This window comes from Pseudoruminococcus massiliensis (assembly GCF_900291955.1).
GTDB classification, from domain to species: domain Bacteria; phylum Bacillota; class Clostridia; order Oscillospirales; family Acutalibacteraceae; genus Pseudoruminococcus; species Pseudoruminococcus massiliensis.
In genome coordinates, this window is record NZ_OLMR01000003.1 from 1 (window position 1) to 14,143 (window position 14,143).

The 14,143-nt window shown below is 46.5% G+C and carries 11 protein-coding genes; 2 read left to right on the forward strand and 9 right to left on the reverse strand.

Features of this window, described 5'->3' with window-relative positions:
- Nucleotides 1-24 precede the first annotated feature (24 nt).
- Together C9914_RS11890 and C9914_RS11895 are read left to right on the forward strand one after the other, a co-directional pair.
- A complete protein-coding gene (locus tag C9914_RS11890) occupies nucleotides 25-222 on the forward strand; it encodes a hypothetical protein (RefSeq protein ID WP_181013443.1) in 198 nt (65 codons plus the stop codon).
- Nucleotides 144-479, forward strand: coding sequence for a LysM peptidoglycan-binding domain-containing protein (locus C9914_RS11895; protein ID WP_276329544.1), 336 nt, complete (start codon nucleotides 144-146; stop codon nucleotides 477-479). The genes C9914_RS11890 and C9914_RS11895 overlap by 79 nt, the downstream gene beginning before the upstream one ends.
- 299 nt (nucleotides 480-778) lie before the next feature.
- Here the strand turns inward: C9914_RS11895 and mcrC are convergent, their stop codons facing one another.
- From mcrC to C9914_RS05370, 9 genes are all read right to left on the reverse strand, one after another.
- Nucleotides 779-1,834, reverse strand: a complete 1,056-nt coding sequence (gene mcrC, locus C9914_RS05335) for a 5-methylcytosine-specific restriction endonuclease system specificity protein McrC (protein WP_106763918.1) — start codon at nucleotides 1,832-1,834, stop codon at nucleotides 779-781.
- Nucleotides 1,831-4,230, reverse strand: a complete 2,400-nt coding sequence (locus C9914_RS05340; RefSeq protein ID WP_106763920.1) for an AAA family ATPase — start codon at nucleotides 4,228-4,230, stop codon at nucleotides 1,831-1,833. Before C9914_RS05340 ends, mcrC begins: the two co-directional genes overlap by 4 nt.
- Before the next feature lie 12 nt (nucleotides 4,231-4,242).
- Entirely contained in the window at nucleotides 4,243-7,209 is a 2,967-nt protein-coding gene (locus tag C9914_RS05345) for a type I restriction endonuclease subunit R (RefSeq protein ID WP_106763922.1), read from the reverse strand.
- Between the two features lie 15 nt (nucleotides 7,210-7,224).
- Nucleotides 7,225-7,968 (reverse strand): toll/interleukin-1 receptor domain-containing protein, encoded by a 744-nt coding sequence (locus C9914_RS05350; protein ID WP_106763924.1) that lies wholly within the window; start codon nucleotides 7,966-7,968, stop codon nucleotides 7,225-7,227.
- Nucleotides 7,968-9,254 (reverse strand): restriction endonuclease subunit S, encoded by a 1,287-nt coding sequence (locus C9914_RS05355; protein WP_106763926.1) that lies wholly within the window; start codon nucleotides 9,252-9,254, stop codon nucleotides 7,968-7,970. The genes C9914_RS05350 and C9914_RS05355 overlap by 1 nt, the downstream gene beginning before the upstream one ends.
- Nucleotides 9,241-9,633, reverse strand: coding sequence for a hypothetical protein (locus C9914_RS05360; RefSeq protein WP_106763927.1), 393 nt, complete (start codon nucleotides 9,631-9,633; stop codon nucleotides 9,241-9,243). Before C9914_RS05360 ends, C9914_RS05355 begins: the two co-directional genes overlap by 14 nt.
- Nucleotides 9,634-9,648: 15 nt before the next feature.
- Nucleotides 9,649-10,602 (reverse strand): N-6 DNA methylase, encoded by a 954-nt coding sequence (locus C9914_RS11900; RefSeq protein WP_276329542.1) that lies wholly within the window; start codon nucleotides 10,600-10,602, stop codon nucleotides 9,649-9,651.
- The gene (locus C9914_RS11905) at nucleotides 10,556-11,749 is read right to left on the reverse strand and encodes a type I restriction-modification system subunit M (RefSeq protein ID WP_276329543.1); all 1,194 of its coding nucleotides are present in this window, start codon (nucleotides 11,747-11,749) and stop codon (nucleotides 10,556-10,558) included. Before C9914_RS11905 ends, C9914_RS11900 begins: the two co-directional genes overlap by 47 nt.
- A 72-nt stretch (nucleotides 11,750-11,821) precedes the next feature.
- Nucleotides 11,822-14,116: an AAA family ATPase gene (locus C9914_RS05370; protein WP_106763929.1), complete on the reverse strand. Its 2,295-nt coding sequence runs from the start codon at nucleotides 14,114-14,116 to the stop codon at nucleotides 11,822-11,824.
- Nucleotides 14,117-14,143 lie beyond the last annotated feature (27 nt).

The following is a 14,143-nucleotide window of genomic DNA, read 5'->3' on the forward strand; positions in this document are numbered from 1 at the left end:
AAGTAAGTACTTATGAGTCTGAGATTGCCGAAAAGAATAGCCAGATTGCTGAAAAGGATATTGACGCTTGGAGCAACTAATCTCGCAAAGCTCATCTTGGCAAAGACACTCTTACAAGCATTGTTATTGCCTTCTGCGATAGAATCAAGTCTGCTGGCTATCGTCCAATGCTCTATTGCAACCCGAATTGGCTATGCAATTATTTGCATAAAGACAAGCTGATAAATAAGTACGACATCTGGCTTGCAAACTGGGGTTATGTTGGCAAGTATGGTGGTTGGATATGCTTAGATTACACTGCTAAAGTCGGTACAACCTCAACAGTAAAGTCTGACAAGGTTTATTATACAGTTAAGAGTGGCGACACACTCAGCTACATCGCATACAGATACAACACAACCGTAGACAAGCTTGTATTGCTTAATAACATCAAGAACCGAGATTTAATCTATGTCGGGCAGAAAATTAGAGTAAAATAACATAAAACGACTAAGAGCTGTATCTACACTTTCTCGTGGGTACGGCTCTTTTTTTGTTTGTAAGTTATTTTTAGTGTCACATTTAGTGTCACATTGGTATAATATTTTGCAATATTTAAAGCAATTTTACATAATACAAGCTATAAAAAATAACCTCAGTAAAAATGCAAAAATCCGCATAAATACTGAGGTTTAGCCATATGAAAGTAAAGACCTATTTTGATACCAAATGCACACGGCACTGACCTTTTATTAAAAGGTTCACCCACCATTAAAAGGTGTAGGAATAATTAAAAGGTTCAATCCGAAAAATACTCATCTACAATTGCATTCAGTTGTGCGGCAATTTCCGAGAAATCTCTATTCAGGTTAAGCGTTTTTACGCTGATTTTGTTGCCGCTCATTTGATAGCTGTTGTTCGGTTGAATAGCCTCGTCTGTTGCGGCATACAGGAGCATACCGGAAACCGTATGCGGTTGAGTTCCGAACTCGGTGTCCTTATTTTTCACATAAGTGAAAATCTGATATAGATTCCCGGAGTGCAAGGTGTGGACATCGTACTGAGCCTGTGTGGTATGTGTGTAATACTTGGCATCTATAATCAACACAGTGCTTCCTTTGGTCAGCATGATGTCACTCTGCATTACCGGAAGCATTGTGCCGATGCCATCATCTAATGCCCACGGAATTTGAGATGCCGTTGCAGTCACCTGCGGGCACTCCTTGGCGTAATACTCAAGGATGAACTTCTCATAAAGGCGATTCATGCGCTGTTCGTCAATAAAAGAAGCTAACCGATATTCGCCGGAGTCCGTTGTCAGCAGCATTCCTTCAAGAATCAGCTGGCAAAGGCTGATAAGCATACGGTAGGTATTGTTGTTCCGCTGAAACCGAATGGCAGACCAGCGTATTGCAGACGGGTCTATGGTGTCAACATTCGAAAAGAACAGCATTTCCTTCTTCAAATCGCTCTTATACTCCTGACTCACTCTTGCGTGGCGGAGCAGAAGCATAACAGTTGTTTTCAGAATCTGATTCAGAAGGTTGTTTTCTGAAAGCTCATCATACTCGCAGGTCAATACCCGCTTTCTGGCGAGACGGTTCTGTATGGTCCCCGGCATATCGATTTTGCCACGAACAACGGCTACATCTTCTTTGCGATTCAGATACTCACGATATAAGCCCTGCTTCAACTGCCGACCTATGCCCTTGGCGAGGATGGCTGCAAACAGATTGTGTATGTTTTCAAACTCTTCGGTAGCAACATCCTCATATCCGCCTTGATTGAGCGTCGTGAAGGCATACGAAAGCATATAGTATATGTTTTTGATGAAGATGCTTTTATCCTTAATCATTGAAACACACCCTGCAGAATATTTTCCCAACGCTGGAGTTTGTTCGGATCATCAAACCAGTATTCGCTGAGCATTGGCAGAATATCATAATCAACGATGGAGTGCATCCACTCATCTGTACAAATATCCCTGCCGCAGAAATAGCTGTGTCCAATGCAGAATCCCTTACCCAGAGATTTATCAAGTGCAATTTCATGATTCAGGTCTTTTACCTTGGATATCAGCTCATTCAGCGTTTCGTTGTTCAAGCCGTTCTGGTAATGGATAAATCCTTCGGAATCAAATCCCGGCTCCACCTCAAAGAAGCTAAATCGACGGCGCAGAGCGTAGTCAATCATCGCAAGGCTGCGGTCTGCCGTGTTCATCATGCCGATGATATACAGATTTTTGGGAACAGAGAAAGACAGCCCGTTATACGCCAGCGTCGCCTTGGTACCCCTGTAGTCCTTCTCAATCAGCATCAGCAGTTCGCCGAATATCTTGCTCATATTACCTCGGTTGATTTCGTCAATGATGAAGAAGAATTCCTTATCCGGCTGGTTTGCAGCTTTCTGGCAAAACCGATAGAAGATGCCGTATTTCAATTCAAATCCATCCTCAACAGGCTTATAGCCCATCATAAAATCCTCGTAAGAATAATTCTGGTGGAACTGAACGAATTCAATGCGGCTGTCGTCTTGTTCACCCATCATAGACCATGCCAACCGTCTGGCAGCGAAGGTCTTGCCAACACCGGGGGCACCCTGCAGAATGATGTTCTTCTTGTTGCGGAGAACAGCTACAAGGTTCTCGTAGCGTTTTTCGGTCATATAGACCTCATCCAGAAAATCACTTTTTGTGTACGCATCTATAGCTGCATCCGTGGATACCGGATTCTCTTCCCGAATCATATCGAGAATGAAGTCATATTCACCTCTGGTGAGCTTGAAAAGGCTGCCTTGGGGATTTTGGAAATACTCCATGCGTTCCAGTCCAGGGCATTCTTTTAGCGTAGCATAATCAATAGGAGAGGTCAGTCCTTCTACTTTTTCAAAAAACAGCTTTTCGCCGTCCTGCTCTGCGCTGACACGACCAATGGCAACGATCTGTTTTACCGGATTGGATTCGTAGCCGATGATCATATCTCCGGCTTTCGCATCCAAGAAGTTTTGGAATATGCGGCGCTTGTTTCCGTTCTCGTTGTATAGCGTGTAGGACTGCACCTCGCCAACAGCAATATCGGAGTAGCTCCAGATTTTCGGATTGGCATTCAGCCACCAATATCCACGATCTTCTTCGCCCGGAGCGGCAGCGACATACAGTTCAATACCGCTCAAATCGGTTTTGTCGAGAGCGGTGGACAGTTCATCACGCAATTTCCAGATATAGCTGCCTTGCTCGTCCTTCGTTGCATATCGTCCGATGTACAGAACAGGCCACCACTTTGAGTTTTCATTTTTATCGTCGGTTAAAACCGGACAACCCGTTTTTTCAACGACTCTTTTGGCAAGTGCGGTTGAACCCGTTAAATAGAAATTTTTTGTTTCACCGTATTTGACCGCAAGCTGTGTGCAGGTCGCCTGTCCGCCGTAATCCTTCATGCGTTTCATGATTTCAAGGCTTCCCGTTGTGAACACCTTGTCATCGCCAAGCAGGGCAAGCCAGTCCTCTTCGGTCAATCCGGGTGTGTAATCGCTCGGAAACCATGCTGCCGCTTCCGCTTTTTCCGCATTTTCCTGCGAATAGAGGCGGCTGATATAGAAACCGACATCAATGGTCAGCGTTTTCAGTTCGGGATCGGGATAACAGGTATCCGTCAGCTGCGACTGGAACAGATTCACCAGTTCAGTGTCCTCTTTCAGTGCGGCACTGATCTCATCATAGAGCCGCAGGAAATTACGGATATTGTCCGCATAGGCGCCCTTTTTGAACCGATAGTCCGACTCCAGTTCGCTGGAGACCGTTTTTACCTCACCGAATTTGTAGATATAATACTTGTCCGGATAGCGCAGCCAAAGGTATGTGCTGATAGCGTTTTCGTACTGGTAGTGCTGCGCCGCACCGTTTCCGTATTTTTCGAGAAGAATGGACGATTGCATTTTGAATGCATTCATTCTCTCAAACACATCTTGACTCTCGTCAAACAGGGCGATAAACATAGCCCGCACTTCCTCCGGGGCGGCTTTCGCAAAGCCCACGATCATGCCCTTCGGAAAATTATTATTTGATGCCAGGAGGTTAAACGTCTTATCAAGGGAGCGGCTCAGCATTTCGGGAAAATCAGACGCATTCACATCCCAATTGTCCTGAAACCATTTGACGGCTTCCCATTTGTATTTTTCGTTGCCCCACTGCGTGGAAACAAAGCTCTGCTTGTACTGTGCCAGTACATCCTTCAATCGAAATTGATCAAACATGAAACCACCCCTTTATGCTTCTCTCAGGCTCTTGTATATCTCTTCCGTGAAGATACCGAGAACCTGTTTTTTTATTTCATCATTACTGAGCAGCAGAGAAAAGAAATCCTGATTCTGCTCCAGTCCCTCAATCAGTGCATCGTCGATATCGTCAAAGTACGAAAACTCAAAGTCTTTGACGGTGTTGTTCCGGGCGCTGGTTTTCAGTTTATCGGATTTCATCAGAATATCCCGAATCTGCAGCATGGCTTTGACCGCAACATCGTTGTCGTAGGCTTTTCCAGTCCGGCTGTTGATTTCGGCTATGATCTGGGAAAGCCGTTCCTCTTTTGCTTCGGTCAATCCAAAACTCTCCGCTGTTGGCAGCTTTACAACCGGCTGTGCTACCAGCTTCGGATTGGTATGTTCTTCGGCTTTTTTCTGAACGAAATTCGTAGCCTTGATTTTGCCGTCCAGATTATAGCCGCCGCCCGGATGCTTAATATTGATGTATGCCAGCAGATAAGTAATAAAATTGTACTTCTTATGCAGGTCGGTATCCTCGAAGCAGGACACCTGCAACAGGAATTCATAGAAACGAACAAAATGCCGCATCTGAGATACGATCTCCTGTTGCTTGAGCGGCTCATACTGCTCGATCATGTTTTTCGACCGTTTGAAGTAGAAAGTCAGTTTCTGCTTATCCTTGGAGGAAATATTCCCCTTGTAAAGCAGTTCGTTGGCTTTTTCGATATCATCCGGGTCAAGCACGGTGTACGCATCAATTTGCGCCTCCAGATCGTAAATCGCCGTCGGCGTTACGGAAGTGGAGAGCAACGTAGTCGTATAATACGGTGCAAATGCCGCTTTGATATCTTCGTATGTATTTGCAAAGTCCAGCACAAAGGTTTTCTTCTCGAACGGCGGGCAGATACGGTTCAGGCGGGAGAGCGTCTGAACGGCAGACACACCCTTCAGCTTTTTGAGAACATACATAGCGCAGAGCTTCGGCTGGTCAAACCCAGTCTGATACTTGTTTGCAACCAAAAGCACCTGGTATTCGTCCTTGTCAAATTCCTTCGTCAAACGATCTTCCGGGAAACCGTTCATGGAAGCCTCGGAATATTCGGTTTCATCGTCCGGGAGCTTTACCTTGCCGGAAAACGCCACCAGAGCCTTAATGTCCGAGTATCCCTTCTTCTTGGTATAGTCCTCAAAAGCCTGACGGTACTTCACAGCGCCCTGTCTGGATGCGGTGATGACCATTGCCTTTGCCATGCCGCCGAGTTCGGGCATTACGGTTGTGCGGAAATGCTCCACGATGACCTCCACCCGCTGGGCAATGTTCGTTTCATGCAGCTCCACGAAACGGGCAATCTGTCGCTTTGCATCGACTGTTTTGCACCGAGGGTCTTCTTCGATTTCCTTGTTGATCTGATAGAAAGTGTCATAAGTCGTGTAGTTCTGAAGCACATCAAGAATAAATCCTTCCTCAATGGCCTGCTTCATGGAATAGATATGGAACGCTTCACGCTGACCTTTTGTGTTCAAACGACCGAACAGCTGAATGGTCGTAGGCTTCGGTGTGGCAGTGAAAGCAAACATGGACACGTTGGCCTGTTTGCCGTTTCTGCGGATCTCGTCTGTAATCATATCTTCCACATCGGCAGCTTCCTGCTCTCCGGCACCAAGCGACTTTGTGACCGCTGCCATGTCCTTACCTGCGGTGGAGGAATGTGCCTCATCGATAATAACCGCAAAACGCTTGTTTTTCAGCCCTGCAACGCTGTCCACGATATACGGGAATTTCTGGATCGTGGTGGCGATGATTTTCGTATTGCCGTTCAGTGCAATGGCAAGGTCGGCAGAGTTGCACTTATCGTCCATAACACGGATAAGTCCTGCTTTGTGCTCCATGCCCATAATGGCTTTCTGTAGCTGACGGTCAACTACGACTCGGTCGGTGATAATCACGACATTGTCAAAGATAATTTTATTATCTGCATCGTGCAGTGAAGTCAGACGGTGCGCCAGCCATGCGATGGAGTTGGTTTTGCCGGAGCCTGCACTGTGCTGAATCAGATAATTCTGCGTTGTGCCGTTGTCACGGACATCACCCAGCAGCTTGCGAATCACATCGAGCTGATGATACCGAGGGAATATGACATTCTCGGACTTTTTCGTTTTTCCTGTCAGCTCGTCCTTACTTTCCTTGGTTTCGATAAAGATGAACTTACTGATGAGGTCAAGGACGGTATCCTTTGTCAGAATATCCTCCCACATATAGGACACGCTGTACTTGTCTTTGAAGGTAGGATTGCCCGCACCGGCATTGACACCTTCACCGTTTCCCATGTTGAACGGCAGGAAGAAGGTGGCGTTGCCTGCGAGCTTGGTGGTCATATAAACCTGCTCTAAGTCCATCGCAAAGTTCACAAGGCAGCCTGCCTTAAACCAAAACAGGCGGGTCTTGGGATCACGGTCAACACGGTACTGATAGATGGCATCCTGATAGGACTGACCGGCGGCATTACATTTCAGCTCAAAGGACATGATGGCAAGACCGTTCAGGAAAATTACCAGGTCAATGCGCTCATCATCGCTTGCCCAGACTTCCTCCATGACGGAGAAAATGTTCTTTTCATATTTCGCCAACAATTCACGGTTGAAGGTGGTCGCAGGCTTCGTATACATCAGTTCCAGCTTCATGTTGGAAATCTCAATACCGTGCTTCAGCACATCCAGCAGACTGCCGCGGGTTTTGGTCACCTCAGCATTGATAAAGCTGACGAGGGTATCTTCCAGGTCGGACTTGTAGATTTTGCGGAGTGCCGCCATCTCATCCGGCTGGGTATCGTTCAGAAACTGAAACAGCAACTCCCGGTCCATAGCAAAAAGACGGTCATAACTTGTTGCTTTGCGGACGATGTAACCGTTGTCCTGCGAGCGCCTGTCCATGATGAAATGCTGATATTCTTTTTCGGTCAGTATGTTGTTCATATGCCATCTACCTCCTTACTCGCTTTTCAGGCGCTTGATTAGTTGCCGTGCAAAAAGCAAAGCAATCTGGTCGCAGCTATATTTAGATGAGTCAATCGCTTGTATATCCGCCACAGATGGGTACTTTTCTTGCAACTGCGAAGCCGTGATGTTGTGTAAAATCGGCAAAATTAACTTCTGTCCGCTTCGATTTTGCCGGTTCAAAAACTCATGTAATTCTCGCTCGGTCCACTCTCGGTCAAAAAAGTTCTCTGAAATAACGATAATTGCAAATTCTGCTTTTTTCGTACCGTTCAGAATGCGATCTTTCCAATTATCACCCCACTCCAAAGACTCTTTATCGTAGAAAATTGTTACGCCAAGAGTTTTGAGTGAGCTGTACAATTCCTCTATCAGGTTTTCCTTATCCTTATTGGCATGGGAAATAAATACATCATATTCAGGCACGTCTTTCGCGCGGTATCTGGGGATATTAACCGTGGAAATTCCATTCTTTTCATCCACAAAAGCCTTGTCACTGCGAACGCTCTCCAAACAAGAAACCAATTCCTCGAATGCACCGGTTGAGCGATGAAACAGTATTGTGTTTATACGCTGACCTAACGCATGATTTTTCAGATATGTATCATAGAAAATCTGTACATCGTTCATCCACTTATCGGCCGGTTGCTTTTCAGCGGCTGTTTTCAACTTGTTCGGTGGCACGATGCTTTTTGCCCGTTCCAAAAGAGAATCGAGCTGTTCTTCAAAAGTTGCCATCAAATCACCTCCTTCTTGCCGGTTACATACTCAAAAATCAGAGATTTTTTGTATTCGTCGAGTGTTGCAAGCTGTGCTTTTTTATCAGCGATAACAGCATCTGCTTTTGAAAGCACAGAATCAATGTGCTTTACGATGGCATTCTGCTCATTCAGCGGCGGTACCGGATAGGAAAGCTCCGCCAGTTTGTTCCACCGAAGGTCACAGGAACGCACACGAATACCGGTCGCCAAAGCAAGAAACACATCACTGTAAGCCATGCTGCGCAGATAATACATGATGTACCGTTTGTTTTGGTCGGTCTCCAAAACATTAAGGACAGGTGACGCCTTGCCCCTTGAATCAGAAATACCGATAGAGCCAGCAAAGCCATCCATACCATGTACAACTAAATCACCGACATCAATGCCTTGATAGCCGATTTCCTTGTCGGACATCGTAAAGCCGTCCTCACGGCGGTTACTTCTAAGAGTAACCTCACCATCACGGAAACAAGTGATTACACCGTCATCCTCACGCACGGGCTTCTGCATATAGCGAAGAATGTACTTGCCACGGATAACATCCCAGTGTGCGGGCATATTGCCAATCCACTGGACTCCGCTATCCTTCATCTCCGCATTCGGGTTCAGCCCTTTGGTGACAGTTTCGGTGATAATAGACCGCTTGTACTGCTCCAGCGTGTCGATTTGGGTTTGGATGTCGGCGGTCAGCGCATCAATTTCAGCACATTTAGCGTCAAGGAAATCGGCAATGCGGTGTTGTTCATCAATTGAAGCAACAGGAATAAAAAGTCCGCCAAACTTATCCATCGGTATGCGCATTCGAATTGTGTTTAATTTTCCATTACCAGATTCTTTTATGAGGATGCCATTGCCGAGTCCAAACAGGCTGCGCTGAAACATCGTCGTTTGGAAGATGTAGTTATAATATCTCACATCTTCTATTGCTTTCCAGGGACGTAGCATATAGTAAACAGGGCTGACACACCCAAAGTACTGTGACAAGCCTACAGAGCCGGACAAAATATTCATACTGTTCATCACGATGTCGCCGGGATAAGCCAGCCTATATGCACTAACATCTTCCTTTGGCTTGTTGCCGCCACCCTCTTTTTGGTCATATGGAATAACGCCCTGTTTGGCAGTTAGAGAAAGTATCTCGGTCGTTCTTACGGGATTATTTTTCTCAACCCGTTCTTGTAAGCAGTATTTGATTTTCTTAAGTTCCCAATCGGAAGGGTATTCGCCCAACCATGAGATTCCGCTATCTTTAGTTGCTCTCATTAGTCGGCACCTCCAATCCCGCTTTATTTTTACGTTTGCGTATGATTATTGCAATAACTGTGGCGATACCCACAACAACGACAACTCCACCCATGATACACAGAACCAGTACCCAATTATCCGTCAGCCATTTTACCGCTGCAATGATTCCGTAGGTAACTGCCCACAGGGCAACAAACAGAATCAGGCGAATGAGCCAATGAAAGAAAGAGCCGCTTGTGCTGCCGTCAATCATCCCACCGCTGTACATATCGCCAACGCAACGGTAAGCAACAGCATACGCAACGACACCGATCACAGCCAAAATCAGATACTCCCAGTACCATTCTATAGGGAGCCCCAAAGGGTCGGTCAGTATTTCGAATATAAACTTAAACACCCTCGCAGACCTCCTTTACTCGAACAACTTCGCCACACGCTCTGTCACGGAAAGCTCCAGTTCCTTAAATCTGGTTTCAAGTTCCTCACTCGGTGTAGACGGCTGGTATTTATAGAAATACCGTGTGAACGGAATCTCCGCCCCGGTTTTGATAACGGGCTTCTTTGCACCAAGGTTTTCCTCGAAGAATGCGGCGGCATCCGGAATGTGCGGCAGAACCTCACGAGCCATATAGTCCTCGATGCTTTCTTCCCATTTCACCAGTTCGGTGTCCTTGGTTTCCTTGTCGTAGAGGATATTACCCTTGCGGTCACGCTGAATTTCAGCATTCTTATCCATAACAGAAAGCCCGTCTGCGATTTTCTCAATCAACTTTTTATCTGCCGTCACGGAGGAGAGGGCTTTTGTCAGCACCGGCATGAATGCCGTCGGAGAATTATAAACCTGCTCCGAAACCGCCGCTTTCAATGCAGAGACGATTGCTTCATAAACAGGCTGGTTATTTTGATAGGCTTCCAGCTTTTTCTGATCCTTGCCGGTCAGTTCTTCAGCATTTTCCAGCTCGTCCACCTTGGTCTGGTCATAGAGAGAAGAAAGCGCACCTTTGGACAGCATGGCTTCAACGCGTTCCCCCGTAATGGCATAGCTGCGCTGAAGGGGCTGCATAACCGTATATTCACGGTAAATGAACTCCTCGTTGTCGTAAATTTTGCAGTATTCGTTTTCTGTAAAGTCTGCATAGAGTCTCGTTACAGCACTGCGGTCTTCGGGAGAAATTTCATTTTTCTTATCGCCCAGAGCTTTGCGCAGTTTGTGGAAGAAAGAGGATGCATCAATCAGCTGAATCTTTCCTTTGCGCTCATCACGCTTATTCTTGGAAAGCACCCAGATATATGTAGCGATGCCGGTGTTATAAAACAGATCAGTGGGCAACGCAATGATTGCTTCGATCAAATCGTTCTCCAGCATCCACCGGCGGATCTGACTCTCGCCAGATGCCGTTCCGCCGGAGAAAAGCGGGCTGCCGTTTTTCTCCGGCGGAACGGCCGAAGTTATCATCCATTTTATCAATGGCGGACTGCAAAAACAGCATCTGCATATCACCGGAGCCGGGTAGCCCCGCACCCCAGCGACCGTCAAAGCCTTTTTGATACTCTGCGTTGACGGCATCCTCGACGCCTTCCGCTGCATCTTTGCCGCCCCATGCAGTGCCGAACGGCGGGTTTTCAAGAACAAAGCGCATCTTGGTTCCCTTAAAGCGGTCGGCTTTCATGGTGTCCTGATAGCAGATATTTTCAGCATTTTGTCCCTTGATGAGCATTTCGGCAAGGCACATAGCGTAAGATTCCGGGTTGATCTCCTGACCAAACAGGCGCACATCCGCAGAAGGATTATAGCGCTTGATGAAATTGTAGCCGGTAGAGAGCATACCGCCCGTTCCGCAGGCCTGATCCAAAATGGTGATGACCTTACCATCGTCAAAGATATCATCGCAGCCTTCAGCAAGCAGAATATTGACCATCAGCTTAATGATGTCGCGGCCGGTGTAGTGATCGCCGGCTTCGGCGTTTTCAGAAAACTTACGGATCAGTTCCTCAAAAATGTATCCCATCTTCACATTGTCGATGGTGCGAGGGTTGAGATCAAGCTCGGAGAACGCCTTGATGACGGAAAGCAGGCGGTTGTTCTTATCCATCTTGTCGATTTCTTCACCGAAGTTCAGACCACGCTCCTTGGACATCAGAATTTCCAGCACGTTTGCAGAGAAACCCTGCAGATAACTCTTAAAATTGGCGGCAATGTGGTCTGCGTCATTTACAAGTTCGGCAAGGTCAAATTCGCTGGTATTATAAAACTGAAAGCCGGAAATGCGGTACATCGCCTTTGCCGGGAAATTCGGATTTGCTTTGAACTGCTCCACGACTTTCTGCTTAGTGGGCGCAAGGGCACACTCAAAGCGGCGGATGATCGTCATCGGAATAATGACATCCTTATATTTGTCGCTGCGGTACGGTCCGCGCAGTTTATTTGCGATGGACCAGATAAAATTTACTTCAGTGGATACATCAACGGGAGAATCATCCCACATTGCGTCTATAATCTGCTTATCAGCCATTTGCCGTTTACCTCACTTTTCGTTCTTGTAGTGCCATACTACCTTTATTTTACACCCGCTACTGTCCCATAATCAGGACTTTGTGCGCTGTCCGGTCATCATTTTATAATGCTGACTCTGACCGAGTGCATCAAAAATCATCTGGAACACACGCTTGTATGCTTCAGCGTCCTCACAGTCCTCCACATAATTCAAGCCGTCACTGATGCCGTTGGGATTGTTGATGTAGGTCAGGAGAGAAGAAGCCAGCTGGTAGTCGGTCATATCCGGCTTTTCGCCCTCAACCTGCTTGATGAACTTTTTCCGGTTTTCCTTTTTCTCCAGCACGATAGAGCGCAGGTCGCTGCCCTCATAACCGCAAAGCTGAAGAAAATAGTATTCGAGAATGCGGCGCATTACATTCAGCGCCGGAATCGTAGAATGAAGATCACGGAGCTCATCCCACAAAGCGGCATAGGAATTCTGCACGGGATTGTAGTTTTCTTCTTCGCTCGGAATTTCCTTGTTCTGCCGCTTGCAGAGCTTAACGGTGGATACATTATCATTTTTGCGAATCATATAAAATGATGTGCAGTTGTAGTACCCGACCTGCTGATATGTAACCTCCCGGTGAAAATACACATTGTGTGTCAGGATGAACAGCTGCTTGATGTAATCACCTGGTACCTGCGGATTCAGATATTCGGTGTTGTTTCGGCAGACATTGATCATTTCGCGGACAATGGCACTAACAATGAAAAGTGCGGTGCTGTCCATGCTGGAAACGGGATCGTCAATAACAACGATCTTTTCTTTCAGTTCTTCGCTGTTCATGCTGCCGCGCACTCTGTGGTAAAAATACAAAAATGCGATAAAGTTGCGCTCACCCTCACTAAGGTTTTCTGCAACAGTTCCGTTTTCACGAACGATTTCATACACATTCTCAACACCATCCTTGGCTCGGATGCTGAACCCCTGGAACCCAGAGTCCCGCAGAATTTTGTTAATGCTGTCGATGGCGGCTTCGGTGTTGGCATTGTGTTTGTTAAGTTCAGAAATTTCTCTTGTGAGCTCACTGATTTCTTTTCTCAGAAGAGTCCCTCGCTCGGTGATTTCCTTGATTTCTTTTTCCAGTCGAGCAACCTCGTCTTTATAACTTGTCACCTCATCGGCAAGCATAAACGCAAGGTATTGCATAATTTCCGTTTTACACTTTTCCTTGCTACTCTTCTTGGCAGCAATAACATCGTTATTCGCTTTAATGAGCTTATTGATGCCATCGATCATTGCGCCGATTTCAAGGAGAAGCGTATCGGTATCTTCCAAGGACACCGTTTTGGAGGGCTCTTTAACTTTTTCGGCAATACGCTGCCGATTGACCTCGAACTTACTCTCCAGCAGAGAGAGCTTCTCTTGATACGCCCTCAAATCAAGAGAAGGCATTGCATCGGTGGTGTTGGTTTGCAGCACGCGCACAATATCCGCGGTTTCTCTGCCGTATGTACTCTGAAACTGCCCTAAGTCCCGAATGTCCTGCTGATACTGTGCATCAAAAGTGGCAGCAATTTCATTTTCAAAGTTTGCCGGGAGTTTTTGCTGACAATATGGGCACTTCCCACCGGCAGAACCAGAAAAATGCGTGTGCCCATCACGAACCCAATCTGAAGCCGTGCTGCCAAGGGCTTTCAGGAAACGGGCGAACGGTGTATCACTGCTGCTGACGATAACCTTATCCAGCATTTCTTTTCCGGGGAGACTGCCGTAGGTCGTTGCACCGGCTTTCTTGAATTCGGCATAAGCTCTGGCAGTATCGTCAAAAGCAACACCATAAAGGCGTTCCAGTTCGGGAAGATCATGCTCCTTGGGAGTTTTCTCTCCAAGAACAGCCTCTGCAAAATTCCTCTTCTGCTTTTTGCCGTCCATGCACTTTTCAAATCGTTTGCGAATATCAGCAGTCTTGGAAAAGCAGGCGTCCTGAAATTGAGTTAGCGCAGCGTCAACCCCGGCGGTTTTCTGCTTATAATCTTCACCGGCGGCCACCTTTGCATCGGATTTTTTCTTCTTTTCTTCGGTCAGCTCAGCAATTCGCTTCTTTGCTTCGATATCTTCCTCACCAAAGATGAATACGCCTTTTAAATCACCGTAATTTACAAAGTTTTCATTGATGAAATCCTGATTATAAACAAGCACATCATAATCATCCGCAGACTTTCCGTCTGCCCAGACAACGCCATCGTCCTCCTCAATGGCATGGGCAATTGAGGATTTGCCCGCTCCGTTATTCCCATAGAAGAAGTTTACGAATGTGAGATCGGCAACTGGCACATCCGTGAATGTTGCTCTATTGAGTGTAATGTTTTCGATTGCTGAAGGAACTTTGCGCTGCATTCATTTCACCATCCTATCCTTAAAAGT

Bases quoted from the DNA above. Each gene is read 5' to 3' on its own strand.
- mcrC (WP_106763918.1), bottom strand. From the start codon at position 1,834: ATGATTAAGGATAAAAGCATCTTCATCAAAAACATATACTATATGCTT.
- C9914_RS05340 (WP_106763920.1), bottom strand. From the start codon at position 4,230: ATGTTTGATCAATTTCGATTGAAGGATGTACTGGCACAGTACAAGCAG.
- C9914_RS05345 (WP_106763922.1), bottom strand. From the start codon at position 7,209: ATGAACAACATACTGACCGAAAAAGAATATCAGCATTTCATCATGGAC.
- C9914_RS05350 (WP_106763924.1), bottom strand. From the start codon at position 7,968: ATGGCAACTTTTGAAGAACAGCTCGATTCTCTTTTGGAACGGGCAAAA.
- C9914_RS05355 (WP_106763926.1), bottom strand. From the start codon at position 9,254: ATGAGAGCAACTAAAGATAGCGGAATCTCATGGTTGGGCGAATACCCT.
- C9914_RS11900 (WP_276329542.1), bottom strand. From the start codon at position 10,602: ATGCTGGAGAACGATTTGATCGAAGCAATCATTGCGTTGCCCACTGAT.
- C9914_RS11905 (WP_276329543.1), bottom strand. From the start codon at position 11,749: ATGGCTGATAAGCAGATTATAGACGCAATGTGGGATGATTCTCCCGTT.
- C9914_RS05370 (WP_106763929.1), bottom strand. From the start codon at position 14,116: ATGCAGCGCAAAGTTCCTTCAGCAATCGAAAACATTACACTCAATAGA.